This window comes from Streptomyces sp. P9-A2 (genome assembly GCF_036634175.1).
GTDB lineage: Bacteria > Actinomycetota > Actinomycetes > Streptomycetales > Streptomycetaceae > Streptomyces > Streptomyces pratens.
Genome location: NZ_JAZIFX010000001.1, coordinates 5599449 through 5622940, shown reverse-complemented (window position 1 = coordinate 5622940; position 23492 = coordinate 5599449). Strand labels below are relative to the sequence as shown.

Here is a 23492-nt window from a genome sequence, read left to right as displayed (position 1 = left end):
AAAAGCACCCGAGCGACCGCGAGACGTTCACGGCCACCGCGCTTCCGCAGCGGGCGCCAATTTTTGAGGGCGGCCATGGCTTGCCGCCATGGGTGCAGAGATCTGTCACACCCGGTGAGGGTGAGCCGTCAGCCCGGGTCTTGGAACTTAGAGGCTGCGCGGATGGACGGCTGCTGGAGGCAGCGGAACAGCGGAGGCGGCATCAATCACCGCTGGTAGTTGATCTTGCCGTTTCGGTAGTGATGCGTAAACGCGACCGCCCTCCGTGCAACCATCGCTAAACGTCGCGATCATCACATGGCATTCCGGAACTTGGCGTGGCGATGCCCGTTTCCTGGCCGTTGACCTGACACACCGTTATGAAGTTAGTTACTCGGGTCATTTATGTGATCACTGTGGGTGGAGTGTGGCGGGGATGTGGACCCGGTTGCAGGGCGGGAGATCTGTCGGGTCCGGGCGGGGCAGTCGCCCCGCAGGACCGGATAGCAGGCGCGACCTGAGCATGAGGGCGGGGAGGGCTGCGGCGATCTGCGCTGCGGTGGTCGTTGCCCTGGTGCCCGGCCCAGTGGCCTTCGCGCAGGACGCGGCGCCGGACACTGAGTCGTTGTCGGAGGGGCAGAAGGCGCTGCAGGAGGCGCAGGAGTCCGGTCGGCGAGTGGAGGTGACGGGGGAGCGCACGGAGCGCACCACGGTGTTCGCCAACCCCGACGGTTACACGTTCACGCTGGAGGAGTCGGTCGTTCCGGTCCGTGTCGAGGGTGCCGACGGTGGCTGGCAGGCGCCGGACGCGACGCTGGAGAGGCGGGCGGACGGCACGGTGGGCCCGAGGGGCGCCGCAGTGGCGATGGCATTTTCCGGCGGCGGCAACGCCGGCCCGCTGGCGCGGATCGAGGACGGGGGCCGGTCGCTGACGCTGGACTGGCCGGGCACGCTGCCCGCTCCACGTCTGGACGGCCCCAGCGCCGTGTATCCGGAGGTGCTGCCGGACGTCGATCTGAAGGTGACGGCCACCCCGGAGAGCTTCCAGCACGTCCTGGTGGTCAAGACCCTCGAAGCGGCGGCAAGCAAGGAGCTGCAGAAGCTCACCTTCGGCCTGGAGACCGAGAACCTCACGGTCGAAGAGGGCGCGGCCGGCAATCTGGCCGCGGTCGACGGCAACGGCCTCACCGTGTTCCGGGCGCCACCGGCACAGATGTGGGACTCGGCTGGCACGGGCAACGCCGGTGCGTCGCAGCTGGTGACCGCGACCGAGGAAACGGGGGACAGCGCCCCGTCGGACCCGGCGGAGGCGGCGCCGTCCGGCTCGGGCCTGGAGCCGGGTCAAGGCGACACGGTGGCCCGGATGGACGTCGAGGTCGGCAAGAACTCCCTGTCGGTGATCCCGGACACGGACATGCTCACCTCCACCGAGGAGTCGGCCTTTCCGCTGTTCATCGACCCGTCGGTGACGTGGGACGAGTCGGAGCGCACCCTGCTGCGCTCGGACGGCTATGAATCTTACGGCTGGGGCAACGGCGAGGACGACCTGGGCAAGGGGGTGGGCAAGTGCGGCACGTGGAACGGCTACTACTGCGGGCCCGGCTATGTCCAGCGCCTGTACTTCGAGTTCTCGCCGGCCAGTCTGAAGGGCAAACATGTCCTGGACGCCACGTTCCGGGTGACCGAGCCGTGGGCGTTCCAGTGCGACCCGCGCTGGGTGGACCTGGTCCGCACCAGCAACATCTCCTCCTCCACTACGTGGTCGTCACGTCCCAAACACCTGGACCTGATGGGCGACCGGCATGTTTCGGCCGGCCGCGGGTCGCTGTGCGATCCCGATTCGCCGGACGCACCGATCGAGTTCAACGACAACCCGGAAGAGACGAACGAGAACCTCACCCCGACCGTGCGGGACTTCGCCGCGGGCAAGTTCTCCCGGCTGACGCTGCTGGTCAAGGCACACGATGAGTCGGACACCTCCGCATGGAAACGGTTCCGCAACGACGCCGTCCTCGAAGTCTCCTTCGTGGGCCTGCCCGCCAAACCCACCGGCATCGGCCTGGTGACCGGTTCGGGCACCGTGTGCGAGACGAGCTCATCGAACCCGGCCATCGTCTCCGACCCGACCCCGTCGCTGGCCGCGACCACCCAGACCGCTCCCGGCGGGGAGAAGGAAGCTCAGCTGCGCGTCTACTTCGACATCGACCACAAGAACAGCGACGGCACCTGGTCGGACACCCTGGCCGGCAACGGCGACCTGCGGCCCTCCACCGGGTATGCGGGCGACGGGAAGAAGCAGACGATCTCCTGGTCGACGCTGACCGAGAGCAAGCTGTACCGGTACCGGGCCTGGGTCCGCTCGTACTACAACAGCGGCGGCAGCTACCTGTCGGGGCCGTCGAACGCCTCGACGAGCGGCTACTGCTACTTCAAGGTCGATCCCACGGCGCCCAAGGCCCCCCAGGTCACCATCGGCAGCCCGTACAGCAAGTGCACCGCGAACAGTTGCACGGCGGCCGGCGGACCGGGCCAGAAGGCCACCTTCACCTTCAAGCGCGTTGAGGGGGAGTCCAACAAGACCGAGTACCAGTACCGACTGTCCCAGAACGGTAACTGGATCGATGCCGTACCGAAGTGCATCGAAGGACTGCCGCCGTTGCTGACCTGCGAAAGGATCGCCAAACTGGACAATGCCTACAGCTTTCCCTACTTTCTTGGCTGGCAAGGGACCTTCACGCCCCAGAGCTCGGGCACCGTCAACCTGTACGTCAAGGCGGTGGACGAACTGGGCCGCTCCGGTGCACAGACGGTAGTGAGCTTCCAGGTCGCCGCGCGTGACGTCCCCGTCGGCCGCTGGCACTTCACCGAGGACAACGGCGCCGCGCTGGACTCCGCCACGGCCGACGGCCGCGACGACGCCACGCTGAGCGCCGGTGCCGTGCGGGACAGCCGCGGGCGGCGCGGGCTCCTCACGCACGACGCCCAAGGCGTGCCCCTGGAGAGCACGGTCACCGACAAGGGCCTCGTCCTGGACGGCACGGACGACTTCGCGGCCACCGGTGGCCCCGTGCTGGACACCGCTTCCTCCTACACGGTCGCGTCCTGGGCGCGGGTGGACCCGGCCGCCAATCACACCCTGACCCTGCTCAGCCAGACGCCGAACCCGGGCCCCTTCAGCCAGAAGTACAGCCCGCTGTACGTGTCGTACGGCGGCGGGGGCTCCAATGTCTGGAGCGTGCGCGTCCTCTCGAAGGAGGGTTCGTTCGCCGAGGCGAAGGCGAAGCAGCCGACCCCGCGCGGGGTGTGGACCCATGTGGCCGCGGTGTTCGACGCGGAACAGAAGAAGGTCAGCCTCTTCGTCAACGGTGTCCTGCAGTCGACGGCCGCCACCGGCACGGCGTGGAAGGCGGAGGGCCCGCTGGAGATCGGCCGGACGATGCACGCCGACGCGTACAAGGACTTCATGCACGGTTCCGTGGACGAGATCACCATCTGGCAGGGAGCACTGACGGAGAAGGAGATCGCCGACGAGGCGCGTCTGCTCACCTCGGAGCAGTTCGCCGGGGCGGAGCTGGTCGCCAACTGGGACTCCTCCCTCGGCAGCGGCAGCACTGTCGCCGACACCACCTCCGGCTACGGCAGGAGCCTGTCCCTGGCCGGCGGGGCCGTCCTGGACGGCGGGGCGATCGTGCTGGACGGCGTCGACGACGCGGCCACCGTCGGCGGCCCGCTGGTGGACGACACCGGCTCGTTCACGGTGACCACGAGGGCCGAGCTGGACGGCGCCAAGCTGGCGGCGAAGAAAGTCGGCTACACCGGCCAGATCCTCGGTCAGCGCACAGCCGACGGCTCTGCCTGGGGGCTCTGGTACCAGATCACCGGCAAGGAGACGGTGCTGGACGAGGAGACGCTCGAGGAGCGCACCGTGCCGACCGGCAAATGGCACTTCGGCCGGCTGAACGCCGACGGTACGTTCAGCTCCGTCGTGTCGAACGAGGGCGCGATGGCCGACAGCGTCGTCCGGCTGACGGGCATCTTCGACGCCCAGACCGGCACGATCGGCCTCTACCTGGGCCGCAACCAGAACGGCGACGACCTGATGTTCACCGCCAAGGCGGGAACGGGCGACTTCGCCGTGGGCAAGGGTTTCACGAACAGCGTCTGGCAGCACCACCTGCCCAGTCGGATCGAGGAGGTCCGGGTGTGGGCCGGCGCCATGGGGGGCCCGGACCAGATCGACACGCTCGTCGGTGACTGACGGCATGTGAGGTGCGGGCGGCGGCTCCGACGGGCCGCCGCCCGCACCGCGACCGGGTGCGCCGCGCCACGATGCGACCTGCCATGGCGAACGCGCGGCGACCCGGTTTGAGGAACTCGCGTTCCGGCCGATGGGCCGGAAAGAACGGTGGGGCAGAACATTGAAACTTGGCAGGAACGCGTCACTACTACGTCGTGACGTGCGGTTCTTGACTGTCGCGGTGGCACTGTCGCTGCTGGCACCCGTGGGTCTGGCGGAGGCGGCGACCGGGACCGTGAAGCGACCGGGCGTCCCCGAACAGCGGGTGAGCAAGGTCGAGGAGGTGCGCACGCTCGGCGCGGCGAAGGCCCGGCAGCAGGCCACCGAGATGCGGCAGGCCAATAAGGAGCAGGCGCGGCGGGCGGTAACCGACCAGCAGGCCACCTGGCCCGAGGCCGGCCTGGCTGTCGTCGCCCTCGGCGGCAAACGCAAGGGCGCTGCCGCACCGGCCGGCATCCCGGTGACGGTGCAGCCCAGGGCGAAGACGCTGCCCGCGGCCGGCACCGAGGCGCGCGTCAAGGTACTGGACCAGAAGGCGGCGGAGGGGGCCGGCGTCACCGGTGTGCTGCTCACCGCCGAGGCCGACACCTCCGGAGTCGCGCGCGTGAGTGTCGGCTACGACTCCTTCGCCAGCGCGATCGGCGGTGACTGGGCCGGACGGCTGCGTCTCGTCCAGCTCCCGGCGTGTGCGCTGACCACGCCGGCCAAGGCCGAGTGCCGCCGGCAGACCCCGCTGGAGTCCGACAACGACCGGACCGCCAGGACCGTGTCCGCCGATGCGCGTCTCACCGCGGCCGATGACGGCGGCACCACCCGGCGGGCGGCCACGGCGGCTCCGACCGTCCTCGCCGTCACCGCCCTCGCGGCGAGCGCCGGCGAGTCCCCGTCCGGTACCGGCGACTACTCGGCGACCGCGCTGTCCGCGGCCTCGTCCTGGGAGGCCGGCGGCAGCTCGGGAGCCTTCACCTGGTCGCACAAGTTCCCGTTGCCACCGGCCGCTGCCGACCCCACCCCGACCCTGACTCTGACGTACGACTCGGGCAGTGTGGACGGCCGTACGGCGACCACCAACAACCAGGGCACCGCGGTCGGTGAGGGCTTCGGCCTCACCGAGTCCTACATCGAGCGGGCCTACGGCAGCTGCGACGACGACGGCCACGCGGACGTGTTCGACCGCTGCTGGAAGTACGACAACGCGCGCCTTGTGCTCAACGGCAAGTCCAGCCGCCTGATCAAGGACGACGACACCGGACGCTGGCGCCTGGAGGACGACGACGCCTCGAAGGTGACCCGGAGCACCGGCGCCGACAACGGCGACAACGACGGCGAGTACTGGACCGTCGTCACCGGGGACGGCACGAGGTACGTCTTCGGCCTGAACAAGCTCGACGGCGCGTCGGACCAGCGCACCAACTCCGTGTGGACCGTCCCGGTCTTCGGCGACGACAGCGGTGAACCCGGCTACAGCGCGGGCGACGCCTTCGGCGACCGCGCGCTGACCCAGGCCTGGCGCTGGAACCTCGACTACGCCGAGACCACCCGCGGCAATGCCGGCACCTACTGGTACGCCAAGGAGACCAACCACTACAAGAAGAACAAGGCCAAGACCGCCGACACCGCCTACACGCGCGGCGGATACCTGAAGGAGATCAGGTACGGCCTGCGCAAGGGCGCGCTGTTCACCGACGACGCCGACGCGAAGGTCACCTTCGGGCACGCGGAGCGCTGCACCGCCGAGGACTGCTCCTCACTGACCAAAGCCACGGCGAAGAACTGGCCGGACGTCCCGTTCGATGCGATCTGCTCCGACGGTGACAAGGAGTGCAGCGCGGCGGGACCGGCCTTCTTCACCCGCAAGCGCCTGACCCAGATCAACACGTTCTCCTGGTCGGCCGCGGACAGCGCCTACAAGGCCGTCGACACCTGGGACCTCACCCAGAAGTACCTGGACGGCGGCGACATCGGAGACAGCAGCGACCAGACCCTGGCCCTGATGTCGATCCGCCGTACGGCCAAGGCGGGCACCGAGATCGTCAACGAACCGATCGCTTTCACCTATCAGATGCGGCCAAACCGGGTCGACGGTACCGACGACATCCTCCCTCTGCGACGGCCGCGCATCTTGACCGTCACCTCGGAGACCGGTGCCCTGACGAGGGTCACGCTGTCGTCGGAGGAGTGCGTGCGCAGCAGCGTCATCAACGCTCCGCAGGACACCAACACCCGCTCCTGCTACCCGCAGTACTGGAACATCAACGGCGCCGAGAACGCGTCGGTGGACTGGTTCCACAAGTACCGCGCACTCGCCGTGGCCACCTTCGATCCGGCCGGCAACAACGAGGCGGTGGAGAACGCCTACGCCTACTCCGGGGCGGCCTGGCACTTCAACGACGACCCGTTCACGCCCTCGGACGAGCGGACCTGGTCCGACTGGCGCGGCTACCGCGAGGTCACCGTCACCAAGGGCGCGGTCGGCACCACCCGCTCCAAGACCGTCTCACTCTTCTTCCAGGGCATGGACGGCGACAAGAAGGCCGACGGCACCACCCGTTCGGTCAGCGTCGCCCCGCTGGCTACGCCCGCCCTGGGTCTGGCCACGCTGACCGACAGCCCGCAGTACGCCGGGCAGCTGCGCGAGCAGGTCGTTTACAACGGCGCGACACCGGTCAAGGTGACCGCGAACAAGCCGTGGTCGAAGGAGACCGCTCATCAGACGGTGCCCGGCGCGATCGACCACCGGGCCCGCTATGTGCGCGGGGCGGAGGCCACCACCTACACGTACCTGACGGCGCCGAAGACCTGGCGGTCCCGCACGATCGCCAACACCTACGACGACTACGGCATGATCACCGCCGCCGAGGACACCGGCGACACCGCCAAGAGCGGTGACGAGACCTGTACGCGCACCTGGTACGCGCGCAACGACACCGCCGGGATCACCGGCCTGACCTCCCGGGTCCGTGTCGTCGGCAGGCTCTGCTCGGTCACCGACACGTCCCTGTCGCTGCCTGCGACCACCGACAAGCGCGGCGACCTGCTGTCCGACACGGCCACCGTCTACGACACGGCGGGAGCCACCACCTGGAAGGCGGCGCAGGAGCCGGCCAAGGGCGAGGTGACCTGGACTGGTCGGGCCACCGGCTACCCGGCCACGGCCAACGCGGCGGGCCTGCGCCTACCGACGGGCTGGCAGACGGTCAGCACCACGACCTACGACACCCTCGGCCGCGTCGTCGGCATCACCGACGCCAACCAGGAACCCACGACGACCGAGTACACGCCCCCCGCGGCCGGCCCGCTGACCAAGACCGTGCTCACCAACGCCATGGGGCACAAGACCACCACGTTCATCGACCCCCGGCGCGGTCTGGCGGAGCGCACCTACGACGCCGACCTGAAGAAGACGGAGCTCACCTACGACGCCATGGGCCGGCTGACCGCCGTCTGGCTGCCCAACCGCAGCAAGGGCGCCGGCGACGCCGCCAGCAGTACGTTCGCCTACAAGCTCAGCGCCACCAAGCCGTCCTGGGTGTCCACCTCGACGCTCAAGGCGGACGGCAAGACCTACAACACGAGGTACGACCTCTACGACGCGCTGCTGCGCAAGCTGCAGACCCAGTCGCCCACCCCGGCGGGCACCGGCCGCCTCCTGACCGACACCCGCTACGACTCGCGCGGCCTGCCGTACGACACGTCCGCCGACATCTACGACTCCACCAGAACCCCGACCAGCACCTACACCCGCACCGAGTACGGCCATTCACCCACCCAGACGATCACGACGTACGACGGCACGGAGCGCGAGACGAGCCGCACGGTCCACTTCTACGGTGTGAAGCGCTGGACCAGCACGACCGCCTACACCGGTGACTCGACGGCGACGTCGGCCCTGGAAGGCGGCGTGGCCCAGCGCACCATCGTCGACGCGCGCGGGCGGACCGTCGAGACGCGCCAGTACGCCGGACAGAGCCCGGCGGACCAGGAGTTCGGCGCCGGCGTGGGCGCCACGTACACCTCGGTGCGCACCTCGTACACGCTGGACGACAAGGAACTCGTCGTCACCGGCCCCGACCAGGCGAAGTGGACCTACGGGTACGACCTGTTCGGCCGGCTCACCGACGTCACCGACCCGGACAAGGGCGCGGCGCACACCGGCTACAACGCCCTCGACCAGACCGTCAAGGTCACCGACGCCAGACAGCAGTCGGTGCTGACCGAGTACGACGACATCGGCCGCATCACCGGTACCTGGGCCAACACCAAGACCGCAGCCAACCAGCTCACCAAGCAGACCTACGACGACCTCGTCAAGGGCAAGCCGTCGCAGTCGATCCGCTATGCCGACGGCAGCGGCAGCCCGGGCAAGGCCTACGTCCGCAAGGTCACCGAGTACGACAGCCTCGGCCGCGTGGTGGCCTCGCAGATCGCTCTCCCGGCCGACGACGCCCTGGTGAAGGCGGGCGTGCCCTCGGTCATCGAGTTCGGCAGCCACTACAACCTCGACGGGACCTTGGACAACAAGAGCGAGCCGGCGCTGGGCGGACTGCCCAAGGAGGCCGTCAAGTTCGACTACACCGAACTCGCCCAGGTGAAGTCCATCAACGGCTCCACCGGCTACCTGCTGGACACCGACTACTCGATGCTCGGCCAGGTGCAGCAGCTCGTACTGGGCCAGGCCAATACCGAGGAGCACAAGAAGACATACGTCAACCACACCTACGAAGAGGGCACCGGACGGCTGCTGCGCAGCTACGTCACCGACCTCGCCCGCGGCCTGGTCCAGGACCTCAACTACACCCACAACGAAGCCGGCAACATCACGTCGATCAGCGACCCGAGCACGGCCGCCGGCGCCAGGCCCGAGACCCAGTGCTTCGCCTACGACGGCTTCCGCCGGCTGACCGACGCCTGGACCCCGGCCTCGCGGGACTGCTCCGACACGCGTAGCGCCACGAGTCTGGGCGGCCCCGACCCGTACTGGACCAGCTACTCCTACACCGAAGCGGGTCAGCGCAAGACCGAGACCGAGCACACCGGCGCCGGCGACACCACGACCACGTACTGCTTCGCGGGAACCGCCAAGCACGCGGTCACCGGCACCACCACCAAGAGCGACTGCGCGAGCCCCGCGCAGACCTACGACCACGACCCCGCCGGCAACACCCGGCACCGCCCCGGCGCCACGGCCAGGCAGGAACTGACCTGGTCCGCGGAGGGCAAGCTCTCCCGGCTGGCCGAGGGGACGAACTCGACCGACTACACATACGACGCCGACGGCAACCTGCTGATCCGCTCCGCCACGAACGGTGAGCGGGTGCTCTACGCCGGCGCCACCGAGGTCCACCTGCGCAAGGACGGCACCGTCTGGGCCCAGCGCCACTACGGCACGGAGGAACTGACGGTCGCGGTCCGCACCAACCAGAGCGGCAGCAACAAGCTGTACTACCTCGTCGGCGACCACCACGGCACGTCCAGCCTGGCCGTGGAGGCCGGGACGCACGCCATCACCCGGCGTTTCCTGACAGTCTTCGGCGAGGAGCGGGCGCGGGCGGCGGTCGGCACCTGGGTCGACGACCGCGGGTTCCTCGGCAAGACGTCCGACAAGAGCACCGGCCTGACCCATGTCGGAGCCCGGGAGTACGACCCGATCCTCGGCGCGTTCATCAGCGTCGACCCGCTCCTGGAGACGGCGAAGCACCAGTCCCTCAACGGCTACGGGTACGCCGAGAACAACCCGGTGACCCTCGCCGACCCCAGCGGCCAGGGCTCGATCAGCTGCACCATAGGCGTGGACTGCTCCGACGCCGTGACCGGGTCCTTGGACGAAATGGCGCCGCCGTTCGACTCCGGTGGCGGCTCCGGCGGCGGCTCCGGCACCGCCGCCGCGTCGTCGGTGCTGCCCAGCGTCGGTCTGCCGCCGGCCATGCTCCAGGAGTTCCCGCCAGTGGTCCTGCTGCTGGGCCCGGACCCGCTGCCGATCACGTTCAGCCAGAGCCCGGAGATGCGCCGACTCCAGAAGATGATCATGGAGTACCAGATGTCCAACCGGCCGCCGTCCGGCCAGCTCGCGAACAAGAGCTTCGGCGGCGACGGAAAGGTCCGCAGCGGCGGTCCGTGGGGTCTGGCCTGGCGCTGGATCTGGGGGAGCCCCGACCTCAAGAGCCGCACGGGCGACCAGAACTACGACGGTGACGACGAGCTGACCCGTATCCTGATCGAGAGCTCCAGCATGAAGGACGCGCGCGCGTCGATCGCCGCCAACTTCACGGTCTCGGGGAAGAAGGGCGGCCGCGAGGACTACAGCACGACCAAGAACCGGGACGGAAAAAGTCTCAACTACCTGCAGATGGCCGGTGTGTACGCCTCCGATCTCGGCGGCCTGGTAGTGGGCGCGGACGACCGGAAGGCACAGGGCGTCCTCGGGTCCTACGCGCTGGAGTACGACATCACGAAGACCAAGGGGGACACCCTGACGGTCCAGTACCGTGCGTGGACGGACATCGACAACGAGTCCTTCCTCCCCGGGCACTCCACATGGCAGGAAGCCGCCAACAAAACACCGCAATACACTGGCGGGTTCTTCGCGGGATACCGGGTCGAGATCAAGTGGCAAGAAACGATCTACAAGTAGGCAGGGCATGAAGATACTTCGTGGGTGCGCGATAGCCGCCGCCGTCCCCGTGCTGCTCCTCGGTGGCCTGTTTGCCCTGGAGGCCTGCACCGGGCCTTCGGGCGAGCTGACCGCGCAGGAGGTCGCCGGGGTCTGGAAGGGCTCCGGCGGTGGCCGGGTCGAGTTCGACGGCGACGGCACGTTCACGATGTCGGGCATTCCACAAAGTGCCATCGAGTTCAGCTTCATCGACCCCCCGCCCGGAAAGGGAAACCTCTCCGGGCGGGGGGAGTGGAACCTCCGCGGTGACGACGACCGCAGCGGCACCATCGAGCTGAGCTTCGCCGCTGCGGGCTCCTTCTCGGACGACTCCGCGTCCACGCTTCTGCAGGTCGAGGAGACGGGCGACCGCCCGAAGCTGTACTTCGACACGGATCCGGACAAGGGGTATGGCTACACGATCCGCCGGGAGGCGGGTGAACCGCTCCGGATTCGATAGGGACTCGATCGGCGGCCCGCCCCGCCGCCAGGCATCGGGTCCCGATCCGGTGTCCTGGGCGGCGCGGGCCTTCTTCACCCAGCCCCGCGACGACTCCTGGCTGACTCCAAGTTCCCGGGCCGCCTCGGTCACCGTCCGGCCTGACGACAGGTGTGTGCCGGTGCCGCAGGCCGGTATAGACCGGATACCGGATCATGGGCCGGAGCAAGCCGGTTGACCATCCGCGTCTCGCCATCGGCTGAGGACGCGGAGCGCGCCCGCTCCCGTCCGGGCGGCGCTGCGGCGTTTTCAGTGGCGGACGCTCTCCTTCTCAGTGGCAGATCCTTTCTCCTGCGCGCCCCTCGGGGCCTTCTTCGGCCAGAGCCAGTAGGTCAGGGCGATCAGACCATGGATGCCGGTGACCTGCCAAGCGGCGGCGCGCCAGCTCTCCAGGGAGCCCACCCGGCCCGCGTCACCGACGTACCGGATGGCGAGCTGGAGCAGCACGGTGGCCACGACGGCGCCCACCAGTGTCCCCAGCCACACCCTGGTCTCGTGCCGGGCGCGGGCCGTGCCGTAGCGGGGCGGGCCGGCCGGCTTCGGGGCGCCGCCGAGCCGGTGGGCGGCGTGGCCGTCGAGCCACTTCACGGTGCGGTGGCCGTGCCCGACGGTGTAGCCGATGTAGAGCGCGGCCAGACCGTGCGCCCAGCTCGGCTCGGCACCGTTCTTCAGGTCCAGTGCGGTGGCGACCAGCAGGACGACCTCCAGCAGCGGTTCGCACAGCAGCAGCGCCAGGCCGGTGCGCGGCATCCTCAGCAGGTAGCGGAAGGCCAGTCCGGCGGCCAGCAGCACCCAGAAGCCGATCTCGCATGCGGCGATCAAGGCGACGATCACGGTTCTCTCCTCTCGGTCCCCCTTCCAGGCTCCCGTGCGGGGCGGCCCGGGGCGTCGTCGCCACCGATGAACTCGCGGTACATCGAAAGATGCAGTCCAGGACCGTCCGCGGGGATCAGGCGCCGGGTGTGCGCACCGTGTTGGATGGTGCCATGGCCGTACGACTGCCCCGCCCGCCCCGCTTCGACGTGGGGGTCGCGCTCGCCGGACTCGCCGGTGGGCTGCTGCTGTGGGGCTTCGGGCTGGGGGTCCGGCCGGGCGACGACCCGACCGTGCTCTTCGACGGCCGCGGGCCGCTCCTCGTGCCGCTCGCCGTGACCGCCGGCTGCGAACTGCTGCGCCGCACCGCCCCGCGCACCGCCCTGGCCGTCGGCACGCTTGCGCTGGCCGCGGACGCCATGACCCGGGGCAGCATCGCCACGATCGTGATGTACACGGACCTGATGTACGCCGCCGTCGTGTACGGCGCGTCCACCACCGCCCGCCGTCTGCCGTGGATCACCGGCATGTTCACGATCGCGGCGACGCTGGTTCCCTACGCCGTGTTCCGGGTGCCGGAGGCGCTGCTGTTCGGACTGGTCGTCGGCGCCGTGACGTTCACGCCGGCGTCGACCGGCCTCATCGTGCGCAACCACCGCGACGCCGCCGAGGCCGCCCGGCTGCGTGCCGAACAGACCGCGCTGCTCGCGGAGATGGACCGCACCCAGGCGGTGACCGCGGAACGTGCCCGCATGGCCCGCGAGTTGCACGACATGGTCGCCAACCACCTCTCCGCGATCGCCATCCACTCCACGGCCGCCCTCTCCCTGGACGACCCCGGCACCTCCAAGGAGGCACTCGGCGTGATCCGGGAGAACAGCGTGCAGGGACTGTCCGAAATGCGACGGCTCATCGGCATCCTGCGCGACGGGGAGGACGACCGGGAACCGGCGGCGACCCCCACGCTCGACGGCCTCGGCACCCTGGTGGAGGGCGCCCGCGCCAACGGCCTGGACGTCACCCTCGACGCCACGTACAGCGACGTCCCCGCACCGGTGGAACTCGCCGCCTACAGGATCGTGCAGGAGTCGCTGACGAACGCGTTGAAGCATGCCGCGCCGGGCGAGGTCACCGTGTGCCTGCGCCGACCGGCCGATGCCCTCGACATCCGGGTGACCAGTCCCCACGGCGGCCGCGACGCCCCGCGCGCGCCGGGTTCGGGGGCCGGTCTCGTCGGCATGCGGGAGCGGGCCGCCCTGCTGGACGGCACGTTCGAGGCCGGTCCGGAGAGCGGTCCGAAGGGCAAGCTGTGGGTGGTGCGCGCCACCCTCCCCGTCACCGACGTCGTGCAAGGAGACACCTGATGATCCGCGTCCTGGTCGCCGAGGACCAGTCGGCCGTCCGCGCCGGGCTGGTGCTGATCCTGCGCAGCGCGCCCGACATCGAGGTGGCGGGCGAGGCGGCGGACGGTGAGCAGGCGGTGGCGCTCGCCCGTGAGCTGCGGCCGGACGTGGTGCTGATGGATGTGCAGATGCCCCGCCTGGACGGGGTGTCGGCCACCCGGCAGGTGGTCGCGGAGGAGCTCGCCGACGTGCTGGTGCTGACCACCTTCGATCTCGACGAGTACGTCTTCGGGGCGCTGCGGGCCGGCGCCTCGGGGTTCCTGCTGAAGAACACGGAGGCGAAGGACCTCATCGCGGCCGTGCGCACGGTGGCGCGCGGTGAGGGGATCGTCGCCCCGGCCGTCACCCGGCGGCTGATCGCGGAGTTCGCCGCGAAGCCCGCCCGGGCGTCCACGGCCGATCCGGCGGTGCTGGACTCCCTCACCCGGCGCGAGCGGGAGGTACTGGCCTGTCTCGGCGAGGGCCTGTCCAACGCCGATGTCGCCGAGCGCCTCGACATGGCGGAGGCCACGGTGAAGACGCACGTCAGCCGTCTGCTGGGGAAGCTGGGCCTGCGCAGCCGGGTGCAAGCGGCGGTGCTGGCTCAGGAGTTGGGCGTCCGGGGACGATAACGGCCTGGTGGTCCAGACCTATTGACCCGTGGTCCAGACCTTTCTATCCTCACGGCACCGTGAGTATGAAGGCTCAGTCATGCCCACGGCGACATCCGTCACCCCACAAAGGAGGCGCGGTATGCGCTTCGGACACAGAGCTGTGGCAGGGTTCGCGACCCTGCTCCTCCCCCTCTCCGCTCTCGTCGCCCTCGCGAGCCCCGCCCAGGCCGCGACCTCGGCGACCGCCACCTACGCCAAGACCCAGGACTGGGGCACCGGCTTCGAGGGCAAGTGGACGGTGAAGAACACCGGCACCACCGCCCTGAACTCGTGGACCGTCGAGTGGGACTTCCCCTCCGGCACCTCCGTCACCTCCGCCTGGGACGCCGACGTGACGTCCTCGGGCAACCACTGGACCGGCAAGAACAAGTCCTGGAACGGCACCCTCGCCCCCGGTGCCTCCATCAGCTTCGGCTTCAACGGCTCCGGCACCGGCGCCCCCGCCGGCTGCAAGCTCAACGGCGGCAGCTGCGACGGCACCTCCGTCCCCGGCGACGCGGCCCCCTCCGCGCCCGGCACACCCTCCGCCTCCAACGTGACGGACACCTCGGCACGGCTGTCCTGGACCGCGGCCACCGACGACAAGGGCGTCAAGAACTACGACGTTCTGCGCGACGGCGCCAAGGTCGCCACCGTGACCGGCACCTCGTACACGGACAGCGGCCTGCGCAAGGGCACCGACTACTCGTACAGCGTGCAGGCCCGTGACACCGCCGACCAGACCGGCCCGGTCAGCGGCTCGGTGCGGGTCCGCACCACCGGCAACACCGAGGAACCGCCGCCCCCCGGCGACAAGGTCAAGCTCGGCTACTTCACCGAGTGGGGCGTCTACGGCCGCAACTACCACGTCAAGAACCTGGTGACGTCCGGCTCGGCCGCCAAGATCACGCACATCAACTACGCGTTCGGCAACGTCGTCAACGGCCAGTGCAAGCTCGACGACGCCTACGCCGCCACCGACAAGGCCTACACCGCGGACCAGTCCGTCAGCGGCACCGCCGACGGCTGGGACCAGCCGCTGCGCGGCAACTTCAACCAGCTGCGCCAGCTGAAGGCCAAGTACCCGCACATCAAGGTGCTGTACTCGTTCGGCGGCTGGACCTACTCCGGCGGCTTCGGCCAGGCCGCGCAGAACCCGGCCGCCTTCGCCAAGTCCTGCAAGGGCGTCGTGGAGGACCCGCGCTGGGCCGACGTCTTCGACGGCATCGACATCGACTGGGAGTACCCGAACGCCTGCGGCCTCACCTGTGACACCAGTGGTCCGGCGGCCTTCAAGAACCTCTCCCAGGCCCTGCGCGCCGAGTTCGGCAAGGACTACCTGGTCACCGCCGCGATCACCGCGGACGGCTCCTCGGGCGGCAAGATCGACGCGGCCGACTACGGCGGCGCCGCCCAGTACCTCGACTGGTACAACGTGATGACCTACGACTACTTCGGCGCCTTCGACAAGGACGGCCCCACGGCCCCCCACTCGCCGCTGACCTCGTACAACGGCATCCCGCAGGACGGCTTCAACTCCGCGGCCGCGATCTCCAAGCTGAAGGCGAAGGGCGTCCCGGCGAGCAAGCTGCTGCTCGGCATCGGCTTCTACGGCCGCGGCTGGACCGGCGTCACCCAGGCCGCCCCCGGCGGCGCGGCCACCGGCCCGGCGCCCGGCACCTACGAGGCCGGCATCGAGGACTACAAGATCCTCAAGAACACCTGCCCGGCCACCGGCACCGTCGCCGGCACGGCCTACGCCCACTGCGGCGGCAACTGGTGGTCCTACGACACCCCCGCCACCATCGCCGGCAAGATGAGCTGGGCCAAGAACCAGGGCCTGGGCGGCGCCTTCTTCTGGGAGTTCAGCGGTGACACCGCGAACGGTGAGCTGGCCACCGCCATCGACAGCGGCCTGCGGTAATCACCTGAGGTAGCCCTCTGATGTGATCCACGCCCATCGCAACAGTGCTCCCCCGGACCCGTCCGGGGGAGCACGCGTGTGTCCGGCGTCCGGCTACGCGACGTTCACCCTCCCCCGACAGCTCCACGACACTGTTGGCGAATCCTGGAGGCTGAACGTGACGTCGGCCTGCGCGACCCGTTGTGATCGTGGAGGCCGATGTTGGTTTCGGTCATGCAGTTCGCCGAGGGCCTCTCGGATCGGCAGGCCGCGGACGCGGTGCGAGGGCGGCTGGATTGGAAGTACCTGCTGGGGCTGGAGCTGGCCGATCCGGGGTTTGACCACTCGATGCTCACCGAGTTCCGGGACCGGCTGATCACGAGGGCCCTTACGCTCCCCTGCGACGACCTGAACGTTCATCTCATCACAGGGATGGGACAGTTCGCCGGGCGGGACTGGCTGACCGCCTGCCAGCTACCGTCCTTCGCGCCTGACCCCAACCCCACGTTGCGGGCATCTGGGGCTCGGGCAACATCAAGCCACTTTTCGTAGCGAAGGCATCACAGTCTGCACCTGCCTCCTAGAGTCGCAGGGAGTTCGAACGCTCATTCCATTGATGCCGAGAAGTCCCTGGAGGTCGCACAGTGAGGCATGCCCGGAAAAGACTTGTGCAGTCGCTCTTAGCTGCATCCCTGGTCACCGTCGCCGCAACACCCCCGGGATCCGCCAACGACAGCCCGAAGCTGCTCGCTGACCCCAATCAAGCGGCAGCGCTAGCGACTCGACTGGGCGCCGACCGGACCGGCGGCACGTACTACAAGGACGGACGCCTCGTAGTCACAGTGACTGATGAGGCCGCCGCGCGAACCGTCCGGGAGGCCGGCGGAGTCCCGAAGCTCGTGACCCGCAGCGCAGCCGAACTCGCAGCCGTTCACGTTGAACTTGACGAGCTGGCGGGCATCCCCAACACCGCGTGGGGTGAGGACGTGGAGAACAACCAGATATCCGTCGAAGTCTATGGCGGCGTGTCCGCCGCTGATCAGGCCCGGATTGCAGAGGTCGTGGAGGCTCATCCGGGTGCAGTGAGCATCAACAGACACGGGGGAAAGTTGGAGCCAGCCGTCCTCCGGGCGGAAGATTTCAAGTCCAGTGAGACGGTCGTGATGCTATGAGGTTTGTGGTGCGGGTTCGCGGCGCTTGGACGGGTCGTTGATCCAGGCCGTCTGGGGTATCTCGGGTGGTCGGGGGCGGCGGCCGAAGCGTTCGGGGTGGCGGGCGTATGCCTCGGCGAGGGTGACCGCGCGCTGGTCGCGGACCTCCTCGGCGGTCCCGAAGTGGACGGAGGCGGGTGTGTGCCAGCCGATGCCCGAGTGCCGGTGCTCGTGGTTGTAGTACGCGATGAAGGCGTCGAACCATTCGCGGGCGTGGGCCAGCGAGTCGAACCGTTCGGGATAGTCCGACATGTACTTCGTGGTCTTGAACTGGGCCTCGCTGTAGGGGTTGTCGTTGGAGACCTTCGGCCGCGAGTGCGACCTTGTCACCCCGAGGTCGATCAGCAGCTGGGAGACCTTCTTGCTCGTCATCGAGGTGCCGCGGTCGGCGTGCACGGTCTCGGGCACGATCCCGTTGCGGACGATGGTCTCGCGGATCAACTCCTCGGCCCGTTCGGCCGATTCAGCGGCCTCGACGGTGTGGCCGACGATGTAGCGGCTGAAGATGTCGATGATGACGTAGGCGTGATACCAGATGCCCTTTGCCGGTCCGGCCGCCTTGGTGATGTCCCAGGTGAACACCTGCGACGGGGCGGTGGCCACCAGCTCGGGCACCGCCTGGGCGGGGTGGGTGGCCTGTCTTCGGCGCTCGCCGGACTGGCCCTTCTCGCGCAGGATCCGGTACATCGTGGAGACCGAGCAGTGGTAGCGCCCGGCATCCAGCTCGCGGGCCCAGATCTGCGCGGGCGCCAGTTCGGCGTACTCGTCGCTGTTCATCAACTCCATTACCGCAGACCGTTCTTCGGCCGTCAGGGCCGAGGGCTGGACCTGCGGCTTGCGGGGCCGGCGTGGTGGCGCCGGACGCAGCCGGCGGTAGTGGGTGGCCCGCGAGCGGCCGGTCAGCCGGCACGCCGCAGTCACACCCAGCACGCCCTCGACGCCGGTGAACGCGTCATCGGCCACCGGGGTGACGGCAGCGTTCAGTCCGCGCCCTCGGAGATCATTTCCAAGAGCGCGGAAGCTTTTCCCATAACCTCCAGCGCGGCCTTGTTCCGCGCCAGTTCCTTCTCCAGACGCTCCACCTGGCGGCGCAGTTTCTCGTTCTCCGCCTCGGCAGCAGACTTCTTCGGCCTCGCCGGGCCGGTACGCTGGTCGACCAGCTTCTCCAGAGCCCCGGCATCCCGCGCGGCCCGCCACTCCTTCACATGCGAGTGGTACAGCCGCTCGCGGCGCAGGACCGCGCCCTTCTCGTTCTGCGGGGCGGCGTCGTACTCGGCCACGATCCGCAGCTTGTACTCCGGGCTGAAAGTGCGGCGCTTCGGCCGGGGAGCCGGGTCGGATCCGGCGGACTTGCTGCTGGTCATGAGGGGGTGGTTCTCCTGTCGTGCCCTCTCAGGCTAACCCGCCGAAGCGGGACGTCTCACCCAAGGCTGACAGAGAGGGGGGGTGGCTACGGGATCACATCCGAGGGTTGGAACTGTTCTGCCGCGTTCAACGCTGCGAACTCATCGAACACGGTCTACACCATCACCGCCGGCCACTGCGCGCCGGGTACCGGCAACGTCTGGTACGTCAACGACTCCACCCAGTCCTACCAGCGCATCGGCATCCAGACCGCGTACCGGTGGGGAGGCAACTGCGACAGTGCCGGTCGCGCCTGCGACTGGGCCACCATCAAGAAGGACAACGCCGCCCTCGACACCTACGGGACTGTCGGGTACTGGCACAACGTCAATGTGCAGATCACCAACTCCCGCTACGCGGCCCAAAACGAAGACGCAGACCGGGTCGGGAGGACCAGTCAAGACAAGGTGGGCCACATCACCAAGCCGAGTGCGACCGTCACCTACGACGACGGGACGACGCTGTACGGCATGTACGAGTCCACCCACTGCAGCAGGCAGGGTGACAGCGGCGGGCCCCTCCTTCATGGCTCGACCGCTCTGGGTATCGTCTCCGGTGGCAACTACGTAGACAAGCCATGCGGGGATTCTGACGCGCAGAGCGACCGCCACACCTATTCCACGCGGATACAAGATGTGCTGAATGAGCGAGGTCTGCACGTCTACTGACGGCGATCCTCCGCCGCTGCCGCAACCGGTGAACCTTTCCTGGGCCAGCCGCGTCAAAGGTCTGGCAAGCCTGCCACGTCGCCGTCCTTCCGGGAGACCACATGCGAATCAGGGCATCGCACACCGCCCGCCTGCTCGTCTTGGTGGCCTTGTCCGCCACCGGCCTGGGCGCCGTCTCCGGTTGCGGCGGTGAAAAGGAGGCTGGTGACCCCGCTGAGGTGGCCGCGACTCGCGCCCGGCAGGTTGCCGCAGCCTGGGACGGTTCACCCTCGGCTGACGCGTGGCGTGCTGGCTACTACCCCATGGGAGAGGCGGTTCAGCTGCCGCGAGGCGGCCTACGGAGCCAGGCCGACAAGCGCGCCTACCAGGCGCAGAACTTCGTCCTGCAAGGCACGTTGTCCACCACCTGGCCGAAGGACGGCCAGGTGGCCTGGGCGAACGGTGAAGCGCTGACACGGCCGTTAGCAGGGGCGCAGGAGACTTACGAGACCCTGGCCCGTTCCCAGGTCAACGACATACCGCACCTCACCGTAACCGGGGCAAAGCTGAGTGAGATGACCCTGTATACCAGCCGCGGACCGGCGACGGTCCCAGCCTGGCTCTTCACCTTGCAGAACTACGCCACCCCCCTCAAGCGGGCTGCTGTCAGCCCGTCGAAGCTCCCTCCTCCGCCGGTCAAGCCGGCCCATGACCTCCCCGCCGGCCAGTTGGCTCCGCTCGGGCGACTCGTCCGCATTGCCGGAGATGGCCGATCCGTATCCGTGATCGCCATTCATGGCGCCTGCGACGACGGCCCTTCTGTGGATGTGCTGGAAACACGCGGCAGCGTAGTGCTTTCAGCCTCCGTCAAGAATCCGGAGACGGGAAACTGCTCCGCGCAGGCAGGGGAGAAGCAAGTGACGGTGAAGCTGAACCGATCCGTGGGCGACCGCATCCTGCTGGACGCATACACGGGGCGACCGGTGCCATACGGCCAGCCGAACGGGCCTTCGCCGAGCTGGAGCTGAGCCAAGCCTCCGAGGAGAGCAGCGCGCGCCAGCGTCGCCCCGGCCGCCGACGAGGAACCGGGACTGTTCGGCATGACCGGCCGCCGCATCGGCACCGTCGTCGTAGGCCTGGCGACCGTGATCGGCAGCGGTGCCGCCCTGTGGCCACTGTTGAAGGGGCCCTACGACGGATCACGCCCCGTCCCCGGCATCTGGAGGACGCTGTTAGCGAGTCCAGCCGGCTGAGGTCTACTCGGTGGGCCGGAGGGCTGCCAGGTGTGACGTGCGGGTGCGGGCGCGCGGGGTGTCGGTCCACCAGGCGTTGAGGCGGCGGAAGTTCATCGCGGTGGCGGTGAGCTGGTGTTGTAGCCGGGCTTTGGCCAGGCCGTGATACCGGCATCGTCGCAGGCCGAGGGTTCGGACGCCTTGGGAGATGGTGCCTTCGACGCCGGCCCGGTGTGCGTACTGCTTCTTCCACTCCTGGGTGTCTTCCTGCGCTCGTGCCTGCTGGATGACCTCCTGCTCCGCACGAGGACGAAGGGTGAGCCGGCGGCCGGTCTGCGACTTCGTGCCGGCGCGGGTGCACTGTGCTCGGGCCTCGCAGGGGCGGCAGGCAGTCATCGGAAACCGTGCCCGGACCACGGCTGCTCCTTGCTGGGAGCGGTCTTCTACCCAGTCGCCGGTGGTCTTACCGTTCGGGCAGGTCACGCGCCGGTTCTCCCAGTCGATGGTGAAGTCAGTCTGGGAGAACCCGCCGCCCTCCTTGGTCTGCCAGCTGGTGGACGCAAGGATTGGGCCCACCAGGTCGACCTTGTGATCGCGCCGGGCGGTGACCACTTCCCGGGCTGTTGCGTAGCCCGCGTCGACCAGGTGGCGATCGGGCAGGAGCCCGCGCTCGGCGAGGTAGGAGTGGATCGGGCCGACCAGGCGCACGTCCTGGACGGTGGAGTCGGTCGTGGCAACGTGTGTGATCAGGTTCGGGCTGTCCGGCTCGCAGGTCTCGGTGAGGTGGACCTTGTAGCCGTCCCAGAACATGCCGCGCTTCACGCTCCCTCGCGCGTCGGTGTCGTAGGGCGTCACCAGCCGCTCCGAGCCCGGCGGGCGGTCCTTCAGCTCCCGGCGACGGACCTGCCCGTCGTCGACGAAGTACTGCTGAATCCACATCTGCCGCAGCGTCTGGACCCGGTCAAGTAGCCGCAGGGACGGAGGGGCGTTCGGACCGTGCAGGGCCGCAAGCAGGCTCAACCCGTCGGCACCGATCTGCTCAATCAGCTCGGTCTGCTTGGTCTTGCCCTTGGGCAGGCGAGTGTCTTCGAAGCGGATCGCGTACCGGTCGAACCAGCCAGACGGCACCCAGCCGGCCAGCCACTCCGGCTCGTGGGCAGCCACGCTGTTCAACGCTGCCCGCAGTGTTTCACCGAGCCGCACCAGCCCGTTGATCTGCCGCGCGGCGGACAGCACGATCGTGGAGTCCGTGCGCGCACGGCCCACCGGCGCTGAGTAGGCCGCGCTCCGTGGCGGCTTCAAGGATCCGGTCCAGGAGCTCGCCCCCGGCGTCTCCCGCGATCAGCCGGTCCCGGAACTCGGTGAGCACCGAGTGGTCAAACCCCGGATCGGCCAGCTCCAGCCCCAGCAGGTACTTCCAATCCAGCCGCCCTCGCACCGCGTCCGCGGCCTGCCGATCCGAGAGGCTCTCGGCGAACTGCATGACCGAAACCAATGCCAGCCTGCCTGGCGACCACGCCGGCTTCCCCCTGCTCGGATACAGCCCGGCGAAGTCGGCGTCCGAGAACAGCTCGCCCAACTCGTCACGGATCCGCATCGCCAGGCTGCCCTTTGGGAACGCAGCCCGCGCCACCCGGGCCGTCTCCTCAGGAACCTCACTCATCTTCCTGGCCTGCAACGACACCGACACCCTCCCCAAACACAACGCCGGCCTCCACGATCACAACGGGTCGCGCAGGCCGACGTCACGTTCAGCCTCCAGGATTCGCCAACAGTGTCGCTCCACTGCCGGGGGCACCCCCACCCGGAGGGGCCCCGAACGTCGCTCTACGCGACGTTCACCCTCTGGCCGGGCGGGGCCGCCTCCAGCCAGGCGAGGAAACCGGTCAGCGCGTCGTCGCTCATCGCGAGCTCCAGCCGCCTGCCCCGGTGCAGACAGGCGAGGATCACCGCGTCCGACAGCAGCGCCAGTTCCTCCTCGCCCTCGGGCACCCGGCGGCCGTCCACCTCGATCGCCGAACGCTCCAGGACGCGGCGCGGACGCGGCGCGTAGGAGAAGACGCGGAACCATTCCACCCGGTCGCCGTTGTAACGGGCCACCCCGTACGCCCAGCCCTTGCCGCCGGAACCGCCCGGCTCCGGGGCGTCCCAGCGCAGGCTGCAGTCGAAGGTCCCGCCGGAACGCTGGATGAGGCGGCGGCGCAGACCGAAGACGAAGAGTCCCACCACCACGAGAGCCACGACACTTCCGCACACAGTCAGAGCGAGGACCATCGACACCGACCTCCTCGTCTCCTAGGTAACGGAACGGAAAAATCATCCAGATCTGCCTCAGCCGCGACCGGGTCCGGATCGCTCCGGTCCCAGCCGCGGCTGAGTGACGTCATCGTACGGCTCCCCCAGGTCCCGGGAGGACCTGGAAGGTGCCTCGGTCGTTCAGCGCGCCGCCGCCGCGCGCATGCGTACGTCCGCGCGGCGCTCCGCAGAGGCGTCGGCCTCCGACTTCGCGCGCTCGAGCGCCCGTTCCGCGCGCTGGACGTCGATCTCCTCCGACAGCTCGGCGATCTCCGCCAGCAGCGACAGCTTGTCGTCCGCGAACGAGATGAAACCGCCGTGCACCGCGGCGACGACCGTCCCGCCGTCGTTCGTACGGATGGTCACCGGGCCCGACTCCAGCACACCGAGCAGCGGCTGGTGACCGGGCATGACGCCGATGTCGCCGGACGTGGTGCGCGCGACGACCAGGGTGGCCTCGCCGGACCAGACCTCTCGGTCGGCCGCGACCAGCGCGACGTGCAGCTCAGCAGCCAAGATGGCTCCTCG

Annotated in this window: 14 protein-coding genes and 2 pseudogenes; 10 read left to right on the top strand and 6 right to left on the bottom strand. The window is 69.0% G+C overall.

Annotated features, from left to right (window positions below):
- The first annotated feature begins 502 nt into the window (after positions 1-502).
- The 3 genes from V4Y04_RS25685 (at position 503) to V4Y04_RS25675 (ending at position 11385) form a co-directional block, all read left to right on the top strand.
- Positions 503-4237, top strand: coding sequence for a LamG domain-containing protein (locus tag V4Y04_RS25685; RefSeq protein WP_332430680.1), 3735 nt, complete (start codon positions 503-505; stop codon positions 4235-4237).
- Positions 4238-4367: 130 nt separating this feature from the next.
- Complete coding sequence (locus tag V4Y04_RS25680) at positions 4368-10907, top strand: RHS repeat-associated core domain-containing protein (RefSeq protein ID WP_443080081.1); 6540 nt, start codon at positions 4368-4370, stop codon at positions 10905-10907.
- A 7-nt stretch (positions 10908-10914) separates the two neighbouring features.
- Entirely contained in the window at positions 10915-11385 is a 471-nt protein-coding gene (locus V4Y04_RS25675; protein ID WP_332430678.1) for a hypothetical protein, read from the top strand.
- 288 nt (positions 11386-11673) lie between these two features.
- Here the strand turns inward: V4Y04_RS25675 and V4Y04_RS25670 are convergent, their stop codons facing one another.
- On the bottom strand, positions 11674-12258 hold the full coding sequence (locus tag V4Y04_RS25670; protein ID WP_332430677.1) for a hypothetical protein: 585 nt from the start codon (positions 12256-12258) through the stop codon (positions 11674-11676).
- Positions 12259-12410: 152 nt separating this feature from the next.
- On the opposite strand from V4Y04_RS25670, the gene V4Y04_RS25665 reads away from it, so the two are divergent.
- From V4Y04_RS25665 to V4Y04_RS25645, 5 genes and pseudogenes are all read left to right on the top strand, one after another.
- Positions 12411-13601 carry a sensor histidine kinase gene (locus tag V4Y04_RS25665; protein ID WP_332430676.1) on the top strand — a complete coding sequence of 397 codons (1191 nt, stop codon included), beginning with the start codon at positions 12411-12413 and terminating at the stop codon, positions 13599-13601.
- Entirely contained in the window at positions 13601-14251 is a 651-nt protein-coding gene (locus V4Y04_RS25660; protein WP_332430674.1) for a response regulator transcription factor, read from the top strand. The genes V4Y04_RS25665 and V4Y04_RS25660 overlap by 1 nt, the downstream gene beginning before the upstream one ends.
- A 121-nt stretch (positions 14252-14372) precedes the next feature.
- Entirely contained in the window at positions 14373-16196 is a 1824-nt protein-coding gene (locus V4Y04_RS25655) for a glycoside hydrolase family 18 chitinase (protein ID WP_332430673.1), read from the top strand.
- Positions 16197-16394: 198 nt separating this feature from the next.
- Positions 16395-16553 (top strand): annotated as a pseudogene (locus tag V4Y04_RS25650) (transposase); the annotation flags it as partial.
- Positions 16554-16843: 290 nt separating this feature from the next.
- Positions 16844-17347 carry an alpha-lytic protease prodomain-containing protein gene (locus V4Y04_RS25645; RefSeq protein WP_332430672.1) on the top strand — a complete coding sequence of 168 codons (504 nt, stop codon included), beginning with the start codon at positions 16844-16846 and terminating at the stop codon, positions 17345-17347.
- Here the strand turns inward: V4Y04_RS25645 and V4Y04_RS25640 are convergent.
- Together V4Y04_RS25640 and V4Y04_RS25635 are read right to left on the bottom strand one after the other, a co-directional pair.
- Positions 17342-18307, bottom strand: a complete 966-nt coding sequence (locus V4Y04_RS25640) for an IS3 family transposase (protein ID WP_443080205.1) — start codon at positions 18305-18307, stop codon at positions 17342-17344. The genes V4Y04_RS25645 and V4Y04_RS25640 overlap by 6 nt on opposite strands.
- Before the next feature lie 59 nt (positions 18308-18366).
- A complete protein-coding gene (locus V4Y04_RS25635; RefSeq protein WP_109383656.1) occupies positions 18367-18750 on the bottom strand; it encodes a transposase in 384 nt (127 codons plus the stop codon).
- Between the two features lie 6 nt (positions 18751-18756).
- Here V4Y04_RS25635 and V4Y04_RS25630 point away from each other — a divergent pair, with 6 nt between their 5' ends.
- Together V4Y04_RS25630 and V4Y04_RS25625 are read left to right on the top strand one after the other, a co-directional pair.
- Positions 18757-19458, top strand: a complete 702-nt coding sequence (locus V4Y04_RS25630) for a S1 family peptidase (protein ID WP_332430671.1) — start codon at positions 18757-18759, stop codon at positions 19456-19458.
- A 101-nt stretch (positions 19459-19559) separates the two neighbouring features.
- A complete protein-coding gene (locus tag V4Y04_RS25625) occupies positions 19560-20465 on the top strand; it encodes a hypothetical protein (RefSeq protein WP_332430670.1) in 906 nt (301 codons plus the stop codon).
- 228 nt (positions 20466-20693) lie between these two features.
- On the opposite strand, the pseudogene V4Y04_RS25620 reads toward V4Y04_RS25625, so the two are convergent.
- The 3 genes and pseudogenes from V4Y04_RS25620 to V4Y04_RS25610 all read right to left on the bottom strand — a co-directional run bounded on the left by V4Y04_RS25620 (position 20694) and on the right by V4Y04_RS25610 (position 23480).
- Positions 20694-22353, bottom strand: a pseudogene (locus tag V4Y04_RS25620) (IS1182 family transposase).
- 143 nt (positions 22354-22496) lie between these two features.
- Entirely contained in the window at positions 22497-22943 is a 447-nt protein-coding gene (locus V4Y04_RS25615; RefSeq protein ID WP_332430669.1) for a DUF2550 domain-containing protein, read from the bottom strand.
- A 162-nt stretch (positions 22944-23105) separates the two neighbouring features.
- Complete coding sequence (locus V4Y04_RS25610; RefSeq protein ID WP_332430668.1) at positions 23106-23480, bottom strand: F0F1 ATP synthase subunit epsilon; 375 nt, start codon at positions 23478-23480, stop codon at positions 23106-23108.
- Between the last annotated feature and the right edge of the window lie 12 nt (positions 23481-23492).